The sequence below is a fragment of the Muriicola sp. genome (assembly GCF_041567615.1).
Taxonomy (GTDB): domain Bacteria; phylum Bacteroidota; class Bacteroidia; order Flavobacteriales; family Flavobacteriaceae; genus Muriicola.
On record NZ_JBFGBM010000087.1, the window covers coordinates 1 to 10,383 of the forward strand.

A 10,383-nucleotide genomic window follows, 5' to 3' on the forward strand; every position below is an offset into this window, starting at 1 on the left:
CCAGGAACGAGCTCCACGAAGCGAGGTGAATCCTCAAGTCGTCGTTAGTAATATCCCGAAGGCTCCCAGAACTGATCATCTCATTCAATACGGCGTTGTTCGGGTAGTAGGCGATCTCAAAAGCGAAGGAATTATAGCCCAGTTGGGATAGCGTTTCTTCCAGATCGGAGGAAGGATTTTTATCAACCACGGAAAGGATCTTTTTTGCAGCCTCGTAACTATTCCTGTTCACCTCCATGAGAGTTTCCAGTTTTTTCTGGCTCACCAAAAACTCTGCTTGCAGGCTCTTGAGGTAGATCTGTTCTTTCTTCCTGAGGATACGGTCCTCGTTGTAGTTGTTAATACTCAGGGCGATCAGAATGCCAATGACCACCAGGATGATCTCACCAATGGCGTATTTTAGGTATTGTCCGGCCTTATTTTTCTCGATGAGATTATAACGTATGCGTCTGAAAATTTTGATCATATGTATTAGGTGATCGGTTTAAGGGTGAAAGTAAAAAAAAACGCATTAGCAGGAACCCATATTTCAATTAGGATAAATAGAAAATGGCCCCAACCGGGGCCATTTTTAGTCTTAAACAGGATTTTATTCCTCGGCCACCTGTACAGCCAGGCCATGAACGTCAAAGTAGTCGGAGGCCGCGGCGATCTTACCTTCATCGTTGACCGATATGATGGAGTAGAATTTGACACCTACAGGCTTGCCGGTTGGCGTGTGAGTAGCATTCCAGGTACCATATACCCTGATATTGTTAGATGTTGTGGTAGCCGTTGCTTCGGGGAATACAGAACCTGACCAGTAGCCTCCTTCCGTTGCATCTGGGGTAGATACCCCTGGAGTAAACCGGATATCGTCAAAATTTTCATGGTAGTTCTTCAAGGCGGCCAGCAGGTCGTCTTTACCTAACCATTGGTTGCCGTTGTACTGGGGAGGGCTCCATTGCAGCGTATCAGCCAGGAGGTTAGTAAGGGTTTCCAGATTTTCGGCTTCGTGGGCCTTGTAAAAGGCAGTGATGATGGCTACTTTGGCATCAAAGGCCGCATAATCCGGGGCCTCCGTTTGCGTGGTCTCCTCAGAAGGAGCAGCTTGCTTGCAGGCAGACAGGACGAATAGCCCCAGTACCGCAAGGGTAATGAATTGTGTTCTCATGGATTGGTTATTTAAGTGGTTTATATCCCCTTAAGATACGAAAAATTAAGGCAAGGGTAAATAACCGGGTGAGGAAGTTTTATTGCGGGGGATATCGGGGCCTACTGATATACCCTTACATAGTCAATTTCCATGATACTTTCGGTAAAATCGCCGGGTATATTTCCGCCCAGATTGCCACCCATGGCAATGTTCAGCAAGATGTAATGCTCGTTGTCAAAGGGTTTGTCTGCTGTATTGGATAATTCATAAACCGTGACTTCGTCTACCATTACGTGCATGGAAGTTTCATCCCATTCAACGGTATAAACATGATATTCTTCAGCAGTATTAGGGACGGCTAAATCACCACCCTCGTTTTTGTATTCTCCGGTGAAGGTGTCACCCCAGTGGAAATACCCTATCGTGGTGGTTTTATCCCAGCCGCGTTGTTCCATGATGTCGATTTCTCCACAGGCAGGCCATCCCACACTTCCGTACTGGTTGTCAAAATAATTGCCCACCTCATCAATATTCGCTCCCAGTGTCCAGATGGCGGGCCAGGTCCCCGCTTCTGCAGGCAGTTTAGCCCTGACTTCTACACGGCCGTATTTAAAGGCGAATTTCGAATTAAGTCGAGCCGAAGTATAGGATTTGGTGACATTGTTATAGGTGTAATTTTCCTTAATGGCTTTTATTTTCAGGGTCCCGGAACTCACGTAGGAGTTTTCTATCCGGGCGGTGTAATGCTGCACTTCCCCATTGGCCCAGTCAGTACCATTGATAATCGGTATAACCTGGTGGTGCCATTTGTCCGGATCCGGAGTCCCGTCATACTCGAATTCGTCGGCAAATACCAGCGTACTGTAGGGGGCTAATTCTTCCTTAAATACCTGGAAACTCTCCGACTTGCTGATGGACTCCCCGCTGCCTGAATAGGCAAATACCTCCAGGGAATAAGAGTTGGTTCCCTCCTGAGGGGCTGTATAGGTAAGCGTACCTGTGCTGTTTTGCTGTAATTCCCCGTTGCCGATGCGGAAGCCATAACGAACGGCATTATCGGCCATGGCAACGATGACGACCTCACCAGAACCGTCACCTGTTGGATTGGATGTTGTGGCCCCTGTGATTGTGATGGTAACTGATAAGTTAGTCGGCAGGTCGGGCTGCTCTGCCTCTGAGTCGCCACTGCAGGAAAGGAAAACAGCCAGCGGGATCAACAATAAATAACGGAGCCCGGAATACGTCAAGTATAAAGAAGTAGAGATCACATGTGCCATAGCTGTTATTTTTTTTTCAATGATACTTAATTTTTCTGTGATTCATGGATCGTGGCTCTGAAGAATCTGAGCGTGTTATATTCCTAATATCTCATTTTTCATAACGTACCACGCCAGATCCTCCCCTTCCGGAAAATACGGTGCATACTTCTCAAATTGCATCCCTGCCTTTTCCATCACCCGTATGGAGGCCTTGTTCTCTTTCATCGCGATGGCTACAATGCGTTTTAATTTGAGCTCATTAAAAGCATAGGACAAAATGCCCCGCGTAGCCTCCGTGGCCAGGCCTCTTCCCCAGAATTCGGGCAGGAAGCGGTAGCCGACATCGATTTCATCAAATTCCGGGAGATACGCCAAACCGGCCCATCCTACGAATCCATCTCCTTCTTTTAAGATGGTTGCCCAACGGCCGTAGCCGTACTTGCGGTAATCGGCTTGTTTCTCGGCTATCTTATTGATGATCCCTTCCGGGGTGGTGATAACCCCTTCCCCTGTATATCGCTGCACCACAGGATGGGAATGGAGTCGCATCATGTCCTCTGTATCTTCGTGACAAAGTTCCCTCAGGATCAGGCGTTCGGTTTCAAGGATGGGTGTTGGTTTCATGGTGCTCCTTGCCAATGACTGTTTTAAATATAGCATATACAGGAAGAATTCACGCGCAGGATACGAATTTATAAGAGAATAACTCCCGGAAGAGAAGGGGAAGAGGGTTTTGCAATTACGAATTTGTCCGGGGACTGGATTGCTTCCTCACTTTATTCGGAAGCGGCCTGGGGGGTGGCTTTACAGAGAAAGCCATCCGCCATGCTGCGCATGGCGCTGGTTTTTCCTTTGCAATAAAAGTTAACCTGAATTGGAATTTGGTCCCGATAACTATCGGGATGGATTTTTTCGAGGGTCTGGATTGCTTCCTCACTTCGTTCGGAAGCGGCCTGGGGGGTGGCTTTACAGAGAAAGCCGGTCTCAGTGCTTGCGCACTGGCCGCTTTTTCATTTATTCCAAAGCTCAAGCAAGCTTGGCTTTTCCACAAATAAAAAACCGATCGCTTTTAGCGACCGGCTTTCTTTGTAGCGGGGACTGGACTCGAACCAGCGACCTTCGGGTTATGAGCCCGACGAGCTACCTACTGCTCTACCCCGCGATGTGGACGGCAAATATACAACGGTTTTTTCCGAATATCAAGATTTACCGGGAGAATTATTTGGAGACCCGGGGATGGCCAAACCTTCAAAAATAACTACCTTCGGACGCGAAGAACTCCTATGGAAGCGATCAACGATTTTCTTTCCGCCCTGATCCCCTATACCGAATGGCCCATGTTCATCCTGCTGATCGGTGGGGGGCTTTTCCTGGTCTTCTATTCCCGCTTTTTACCCTACCGATTCTTTGGTCATGCCATCGCCATCACCTCAGGGAAATACGACGACAAGAATGCGCAGGGTGACGTGAGTTCCTTCCAGGCCCTAAGTGCCGCCGTAGCTGCCACGGTAGGCCTCGGCAACATCTCCGGGGTGGCCATTGCGATCCATGACGGTGGGCCGGGTGTGGTCTTCTGGATCTGGATTACTGCACTGATCGGGATGTGCATCAAATTCTATTCCTGTAGCCTGGCCATCATGTACCGGGGCACCGATTCTGACGGGAAACTACAGGGCGGTCCCATGTTCTACATCACACAGGGGATGGGCCCCAGGGCCAAACCCCTGGCCACCTTTTTCTGTATCTGTGGCCTGTTCGGTTTCCTGGGGGTATTTACGGCCAACCAGTTCACCGAGACCTTTATGAGCGTAGTAGACCCGGTAGAGACCGTATACGCCACCAGCGAATTCAACTGGAAACTGGGCATTGGTATTGTCCTGGCCGTGATCACTTCCTTCGTGATCTTCGGCGGGCTTACCAAGATCGCCAAGGTGGCTTCGGCCATCGTTCCCTTTATGGTTCTGGTCTATCTGGTTTCTGTCATTGTGGTCATGGCCATGAACACAGAACTCATATGGCCCTCTCTCAAAATGATCCTGACCGAGGCATGGAATTTCAAGACCGTGGTGACGGGGGGATTCTGGGGCCTGGTCATCATCGGGATACGCCGAGCTATGTTCTCGAATGAGGCGGGGCTTGGAAGCGCGCCCATGTACCATGGCCAGTCCAAGAATGACGAACCTGTGAAGGAAGGGCTGGTGGCCATGCTGGGTCCCTTTATTGACACCATCATGGTCTGTACCTTTACCGCCGTGGTCATCATCCTGAGCGGGGCATACCTGGAAGACGGTAGCGGGATCGTTATGACCCTGACCGCCTTCAGGCGTACACTTTTTGGATATGGAGATGAATTGCTGATGCTGATCGTCACGGCCTTTGCCCTCTCCACCCTCTTTACCTATTCGTACTACGGGGTGAAGAGTTTGTCCTTCCTTTCCAATGCGCGCATCGGAAAGTGGTACAACCTGTATTTCGTGGTCATGATCGTCTTTGCGGCCGTGGCCTCCCTGGAACTGGTCAAGAACCTGATCGACCTGTCCTATGCCCTCATGGTCATCCCTAATATGATCGCTGTGTTGTACCTTGCCCCCAAAGTGAATGCAGCCGCTAAAAAATATTTCGCCCAACATGCCGAACGAAAAACATAAAGCCGGATTCGTCAATATCATAGGCAACCCCAACGTGGGGAAATCTACCCTGATGAACGCCTTTGTAGGGGAAAAGCTCTCCATCATCACCTCCAAGGCCCAGACCACAAGACACCGCATCCTCGGGATCGTGAACGGGGAAAACTTCCAGGTGATCCTCTCGGATACTCCGGGCATCATCAAACCTGCCTATGAACTGCAGAGCGCCATGATGGACTTTGTGAAATCGGCCTTTGAGGATGCGGACGTTCTTCTCTATATGGTTGAGATAGGGGAAAAGGCGCTGAAGGACGAGGCCTTTTTTGAAAAGATAAAAAACAGCGAGATCCCGGTTCTCCTGCTGTTGAACAAGATCGATACGGCAGACCAGGCCCTGCTGGAGGAGCAGGTGCAGTACTGGCAGGAACAACTGCCCAAGGCAGAACTGCATCCTATTTCGGCCCTGAGCAACTTTAACGTAAAGAATGTATTTGAGCGCATCCTGGAATTGCTGCCTGAAAGTCCGCCTTACTTCCCCAAGGATCAGCTTACCGACCGGCCGGAGCGTTTCTTCGTAAACGAGACCATACGGGAAAAGATCCTGAAGCACTACAAAAAGGAGATCCCCTATGCCGTGGAGATAGAGACTGAAGAGTTCCTTGAGGAAGAAGACATCATCCGTATCCGTTCAGTGATCATGGTGGAACGGAATTCCCAGAAGGGGATCCTCATCGGCCATAAGGGCAGCGCCCTGAAAAGAGTGGGGGTAGAGGCACGCAAGGACCTGGAAAAATTCTTTGACAAGCAGGTGCACATCGAACTCTATGTAAAGGTGAACAAGGACTGGCGCAGTGACAGTAGACAACTCCGCCGGTTTGGTTATCAGTCCTGAGCCATAGCCTTATCCTTCAAAACACCCATCAGGAAATTGTGGAGTTCCTTCATCTGGGGTTTCCCCTTTTTCTTCCCTGCCCTTCCCATTGCATAGAAGATAAACCAGAGGGCCACCATGCCTCCCATGGCCCCCAGCAACCATCCGTAGGGCTTGTTGAGAACGGCACTGCTGTAGGCCCAGATTCCGAAAATGATAAAGAGGGTAGCTACCCCGAAATGCAGGAACATAAAGAAGGTCCAAAGGGTAGGGTTGGGTCCGAAAAGCCCGTATATCCTGCTCCCCCCGTCCTCTTCTTCCACGATCTCCAGGTGGAGCTGGGGAGACCAGAAATGGGCGTCCTCCGTTTTGAACTTGATAAAGACATGATCGTCCATCCGCCTGATGTGATAAGGGGCTCCTTCATGCCTTTCAAATGCCTCCAAAAGGACCTCCTTGGCTTCTCCTCGCTCCAGATTGAACCTGGGGCGCAACACGATCTCATTGGGCAGTGGCTTCACGTCTGTCTTTATCATGGAGAAGATACCATTTTTGGTCTAAATTCCAACTGCCTCGTTATTGTTCGTCTCCAATTTTATCCTCTTGAATGTTGGTCGATTAATACTACCTTTGCCCCAAGTTTTGAGCTATGAGTGCAATTGTGGCCATTGTAGGCCGGCCCAATGTGGGAAAATCCACCTTCTTTAACCGCCTGATCCAAAGGAGGGAAGCCATCGTCGATGCTGTCAGTGGGGTGACCCGCGACCGGCATTACGGGAAGAGCGACTGGAACGGGAGGGAGTTCACCGTGATCGATACGGGGGGCTATGTCCTGGGCAGTGATGACGTGTTTGAGAAGGAGATCGACAAACAGGTAGAACTCGCCATCGGGGAGGCCGATGCAGTGATCTTCATGGTAGACGTGGAGACCGGGATCACCGGCATGGACGAGGACGTGGCCAAATTGCTCAGGAAAGTGGAAAAACCCGTATTCCTGGCCGTGAACAAGGTAGACAATACACAACGGCTGCAGGATGCGGTGGAATTCTATTCCCTGGGGCTTGGGGAGTACTACCCCATCTCCAGTATCAACGGAAGCGGGAGCGGGGAGTTGCTCGACGAGCTTGTAAAAGTACTCCCTGAGAAAACAGAAGAAAAAAGCGAGCTGCCGCGGTTTGCCGTAGTGGGCCGTCCCAATGCGGGGAAATCCTCCTTTATCAATGCCCTGATCGGAGAAGAACGCTACATCGTTACCGATATCGCCGGTACCACCCGAGACAGTATAGACACGAGGTACAATCGTTTTGGATTCGAGTTCAACCTGGTGGATACGGCAGGGATCCGGAAGAAATCCAAGGTGAGGGAAGACCTGGAATTCTACTCCGTGATGAGGTCTATCAGGGCGATCGAACACTGCGATGTCTGCATCCTTTTACTCGACGCCACCCGGGGTTTTGACGGGCAGGTGGAGAACATCTTTTGGCTGGCCCAGCGCAACAACAAAGGCATCGTGATCCTGGTCAACAAATGGGACCTGGTGGAGAAGGACACCCAATCGGTAAAGCAGTACACCAAGGCCATTAAACAGACAATTGAACCCTTTACGGACGTTCCGATCGTATTTATTTCAGCCCTCACCAAACAGCGGATCTACAAGGCCATTGAAACTGCTGTGGAAGTCTATAAGAACCGCAGCAAGCGTATCCCGACGCGCAAATTGAATGATGTTTTACTGCCTATCATAGAACAGACTCCACCCCCGGCCTATAAGGGCAAGTACGTGAAGATCAAATATATCACCCAGTTACCCACGCCTTATCCTCAGTTTGCCTTTTTTTGCAACCTGCCTCAGTACGTGCGTGAACCCTATAAGCGATTTTTAGAGAACAAGCTAAGGGAACATTTCGATTTCCACGGGGTGCCCGTGACCATCTTTATGCGGAAGAAATAGATCCTAGTTCAGGATGACAGTAAAGAAGCCGGAATTTTCCCGGTATTCTACAAGGGCATTGCGGGAGGACAGTTCCCTGATTTCCAGACGGTCGCCACAGCAGGGATAATCGGTCGCCTTAAAGGTCACTGAAAGATCGATCTCAAAATCGTTCCCGAGAAATACAGTGTACATGTAGGTGCCTGCCCTCCAGTCGAAACTGGAGATTTCCAGGTATCCGATGGTGGCTCCGTGTGTATTAGGAAAAACTTTTATCTGTAATTGTTCTGTCGTCGCCCCGGTCACTTCAATATTTTCGAGGGTATAGGTGCCATTGGCGATTACATTCTGACCCTCAGAGATCAGCTCGAGATTGATGGAATCTCCGGCTGCACAAAGTACCAGGGAACAATCGATATCTTTTTCCTCCAGGCAGCCCAGGAAGGTGAGCCAAACAAATCCGATAATGAGGTATCTCAATGCCATGGATCACTTTTTATAGAGAGCGGTTGCTGATAGGATTGCGTCTTTACCAGCCCCCGGAAGCGCCACCGCCGCCGAAGCCGCCACCACCGAAACCACCGCTGAATCCTCCGCCGCCAAAGCCGCCTCCCCCGAAACTTCCGCCCCGGCCTTTGTAGCTGCCCCGGCCCATATTGCTCAGGATGATCACGTCCCAGATGTCGAGTCCCTTGTGGCGCCCGCCTCCTTTTCCGCCCCCTTTGTTTTTGCGGTTGACATAGATGATGATCAAGACGAAGATCAAGATCACAAAAAGGATAAAAATAAGGACAAAGAAGGCCTTTGCCCCTTTGGCTACCGGGTTGGTGTTTTCTTCAATGGCCTTCTGAAATTCCCCACTGAGGACCTGGAAGATGGCATCGGCTCCTTTGTTGAGTCCGCTCGCATAATCGCCATTTCGGAATTCAGGAACAATAATCAGGTCGATGATCCTGCTGCACATGGCATCTGTGAGCCGGCCTTCTACTCCATAGCCCGTACTGATGGCTATCCTCCGATCGTCATTGGCCACAAGGACCAGAACCCCATTGTCCTCTTTTTCCTGCCCTATCCCCCATTTATGACCCCATTGGGCCCCGAGGTAATTGATATCCTCCCCTTCGGTGGAGGCGAAGATCACTACGACGATCTGAGTGGAAGTAGTATCTGAGTAGCGAATAAGCTTTTCTTCCAGGGCCTTTCGGTCACTCTGGGACAGGAGGGAGACATAGTCGTACACGCTGGTCTGCAGCTCGGGTTTCTCCGGGATGGTGAACTGAGCGGAAACCTGTGAAAAGACACACAGGAATAGGAGAAGGATACTAGCCTTTAGATACCTCATTGCTCAATTCATTTGTGTCGTCACTTTTTATGGGAAAGTGTCCTTTTAATTCCTCCCCGGCCTTGAGGATGCCTTCTACGATCCCCTGTTTGAATTGACCCTGTTTAAAATAGGTCTGTATCACCTCTTTGGTATCGTTCCAGAAGGTTTTTGGAACCACCTCGTTTATGCCCCGGTCCCCGTAAATGACAAAGGTCCTGTCTAGCACTGCAATATAGATAAGGACTCCGTTCGCATCCCGGGTCTTGTCCATCTCGAGTTCGTGGAAGACTTCCTGTGCGCGCTCGTAATGGTCCGCATCGGTATGGTGTTCAATATGCACCCGGATTTCCCCGGAAGTATTCTTCTCCGCCTGTCGGATGGCATCGACGATCTCCTGTTCTTCCTCTTGCGTTAAAAATGCTTCTACCTTAGATTCGGGCATGGGTCTAATCGAATTCGAAGTTTACATCAGGGGCATTTTCTGAGCCCGGACTGGCCTGGTAACGGGCCATTTCCTCAAATCCGAACCACCCTGCGAGGATCTTGTTGGGGAATTTGGTGGTATGGATGTCGTATATATTCACGGCCTCGTTGTACCGGTCCCTGGCCACATTGATCCGGTTCTCCGTGCCCTCCAATTGGGATTGCAGGTCCAGGAAGTTCTGGTTGGCCTTCAGGTCTGGGTATCGCTCCACGGTGACCAGCAGCCTAGACAGGGCAGAGGACAGGCCGGTCTGTGCTTCCTGGAAAGCAGCCATTTTTTCCGGGGTCAGATCGTTCACATCAATGTTGGTCGAAGTAGCCTTGGCTCTTGCCTCGATCACATCGGTGAGCGTCCCTCTCTCGAAATCGGCAGCCCCCTGTACGGTCTTCACCAGGTTGCCGATGAGGTCGTTCCGTCTCTGATAGGTGCTTTCCACGTTGGACCAGGCCGTTTTGGCATTAGCCTCGTATTCCACCGCGGTGTTGTTAAATCCTACGGCCCACTGGTAGAGTCCGAATGCGACCACCACCAGGATAATTACGGGAATTAACCATTTTTTCATAAGTGTTCTGAATTAAAGTTAGGTATCTGTTAGTATCAAAAGAGGTCTGAATGTTACATCAGAGCTGGTTCTTGATCTTGATCAGTTCGGCTTTGACCTTTTCGAGTTTCTGGATGATCTCGAAGTTAGACAGGGTCTTTTTTCGCTCTTCCTTCAGGTGGATCTTGGCCCCTTCCAAAGTAAAGCCCCGC

12 protein-coding genes, 1 tRNA gene and 1 pseudogene are annotated in these 10,383 nt (G+C 50.3%); 3 read left to right on the forward strand and 11 right to left on the reverse strand.

The features are described 5' to 3' along the window. The 5 genes from ABYP73_RS07490 to ABYP73_RS07510 form a co-directional block, all read right to left on the reverse strand. Positions 1-466: DUF6090 family protein (locus ABYP73_RS07490; RefSeq protein WP_372973902.1), on the reverse strand; the 466-nt coding region annotated here is incomplete at its 3' end. A 123-nt stretch (positions 467-589) separates the two neighbouring features. Next, positions 590-1,153, reverse strand: coding sequence for a nuclear transport factor 2 family protein (locus ABYP73_RS07495; RefSeq protein ID WP_372945663.1), 564 nt, complete (start codon positions 1,151-1,153; stop codon positions 590-592). A 101-nt stretch (positions 1,154-1,254) separates the two neighbouring features. Then, positions 1,255-2,412: a family 16 glycosylhydrolase gene (locus tag ABYP73_RS07500; RefSeq protein ID WP_372973903.1), complete on the reverse strand. Its 1,158-nt coding sequence runs from the start codon at positions 2,410-2,412 to the stop codon at positions 1,255-1,257. Between the two features lie 75 nt (positions 2,413-2,487). After that, positions 2,488-3,018: a GNAT family N-acetyltransferase gene (locus ABYP73_RS07505; protein ID WP_372973904.1), complete on the reverse strand. Its 531-nt coding sequence runs from the start codon at positions 3,016-3,018 to the stop codon at positions 2,488-2,490. Positions 3,019-3,483: 465 nt separating this feature from the next. After that, positions 3,484-3,556: transfer RNA gene (locus ABYP73_RS07510), tRNA-Met, on the reverse strand. A 121-nt stretch (positions 3,557-3,677) separates the two neighbouring features. Here ABYP73_RS07510 and ABYP73_RS07515 point away from each other — a divergent pair. Both ABYP73_RS07515 and era read left to right on the forward strand, forming a co-directional pair. Then, the gene (locus ABYP73_RS07515; RefSeq protein WP_372973905.1) at positions 3,678-5,042 is read left to right on the forward strand and encodes an alanine/glycine:cation symporter family protein; all 1,365 of its coding nucleotides are present in this window, start codon (positions 3,678-3,680) and stop codon (positions 5,040-5,042) included. Then, positions 5,023-5,913, forward strand: coding sequence for a GTPase Era (gene era, locus ABYP73_RS07520; protein ID WP_372946659.1), 891 nt, complete (start codon positions 5,023-5,025; stop codon positions 5,911-5,913). The genes ABYP73_RS07515 and era overlap by 20 nt, the downstream gene beginning before the upstream one ends. On the opposite strand, the gene ABYP73_RS07525 is transcribed toward era, so the two are convergent. Next, positions 5,904-6,428 carry a GTP-binding protein gene (locus tag ABYP73_RS07525; RefSeq protein WP_372973906.1) on the reverse strand — a complete coding sequence of 175 codons (525 nt, stop codon included), beginning with the start codon at positions 6,426-6,428 and terminating at the stop codon, positions 5,904-5,906. The two genes, era and ABYP73_RS07525, sit on opposite strands and share 10 nt — an antisense overlap. A 113-nt stretch (positions 6,429-6,541) precedes the next feature. On the opposite strand from ABYP73_RS07525, the gene der reads away from it, so the two are divergent. Next, entirely contained in the window at positions 6,542-7,843 is a 1,302-nt protein-coding gene (der, locus tag ABYP73_RS07530; RefSeq protein ID WP_372945945.1) for a ribosome biogenesis GTPase Der, read from the forward strand. Between the two features lie 3 nt (positions 7,844-7,846). On the opposite strand, the gene ABYP73_RS07535 is transcribed toward der, so the two are convergent. From ABYP73_RS07535 to ABYP73_RS07555, 5 genes and pseudogenes are all read right to left on the reverse strand, one after another. Continuing rightward, positions 7,847-8,308, reverse strand: coding sequence for a hypothetical protein (locus ABYP73_RS07535; protein ID WP_372973907.1), 462 nt, complete (start codon positions 8,306-8,308; stop codon positions 7,847-7,849). A 43-nt stretch (positions 8,309-8,351) separates the two neighbouring features. Then, a complete protein-coding gene (locus ABYP73_RS07540) occupies positions 8,352-9,164 on the reverse strand; it encodes a YgcG family protein (protein ID WP_372973908.1) in 813 nt (270 codons plus the stop codon). Continuing rightward, complete coding sequence (locus tag ABYP73_RS07545; protein WP_372945948.1) at positions 9,145-9,588, reverse strand: TPM domain-containing protein; 444 nt, start codon at positions 9,586-9,588, stop codon at positions 9,145-9,147. The genes ABYP73_RS07540 and ABYP73_RS07545 overlap by 20 nt, the downstream gene beginning before the upstream one ends. 4 nt (positions 9,589-9,592) lie before the next feature. Continuing rightward, positions 9,593-10,192 carry a LemA family protein gene (locus ABYP73_RS07550; RefSeq protein WP_188370649.1) on the reverse strand — a complete coding sequence of 200 codons (600 nt, stop codon included), beginning with the start codon at positions 10,190-10,192 and terminating at the stop codon, positions 9,593-9,595. 58 nt (positions 10,193-10,250) lie between these two features. Then, positions 10,251-10,383 (reverse strand): annotated as a pseudogene (locus ABYP73_RS07555) (transcriptional regulator); the annotation flags it as partial.

What these genes read in the sequence shown, in the direction of transcription:
- ABYP73_RS07495 (WP_372945663.1), bottom strand. Translation starts at nt 1,153, where the DNA reads ATGAGAACACAATTCATTACCCTTGCGGTACTGGGGCTATTCGTCCTG.
- ABYP73_RS07500 (WP_372973903.1), bottom strand. Translation starts at nt 2,412, where the DNA reads ATGGCACATGTGATCTCTACTTCTTTATACTTGACGTATTCCGGGCTC.
- ABYP73_RS07505 (WP_372973904.1), bottom strand. Translation starts at nt 3,018, where the DNA reads ATGAAACCAACACCCATCCTTGAAACCGAACGCCTGATCCTGAGGGAA.
- ABYP73_RS07515 (WP_372973905.1), top strand. Translation starts at nt 3,678, where the DNA reads ATGGAAGCGATCAACGATTTTCTTTCCGCCCTGATCCCCTATACCGAA.
- era (WP_372946659.1), top strand. Translation starts at nt 5,023, where the DNA reads ATGCCGAACGAAAAACATAAAGCCGGATTCGTCAATATCATAGGCAAC.
- ABYP73_RS07525 (WP_372973906.1), bottom strand. Translation starts at nt 6,428, where the DNA reads ATGATAAAGACAGACGTGAAGCCACTGCCCAATGAGATCGTGTTGCGC.
- der (WP_372945945.1), top strand. Translation starts at nt 6,542, where the DNA reads ATGAGTGCAATTGTGGCCATTGTAGGCCGGCCCAATGTGGGAAAATCC.
- ABYP73_RS07535 (WP_372973907.1), bottom strand. Translation starts at nt 8,308, where the DNA reads ATGGCATTGAGATACCTCATTATCGGATTTGTTTGGCTCACCTTCCTG.
- ABYP73_RS07540 (WP_372973908.1), bottom strand. Translation starts at nt 9,164, where the DNA reads ATGAGGTATCTAAAGGCTAGTATCCTTCTCCTATTCCTGTGTGTCTTT.
- ABYP73_RS07545 (WP_372945948.1), bottom strand. Translation starts at nt 9,588, where the DNA reads ATGCCCGAATCTAAGGTAGAAGCATTTTTAACGCAAGAGGAAGAACAG.
- ABYP73_RS07550 (WP_188370649.1), bottom strand. Translation starts at nt 10,192, where the DNA reads ATGAAAAAATGGTTAATTCCCGTAATTATCCTGGTGGTGGTCGCATTC.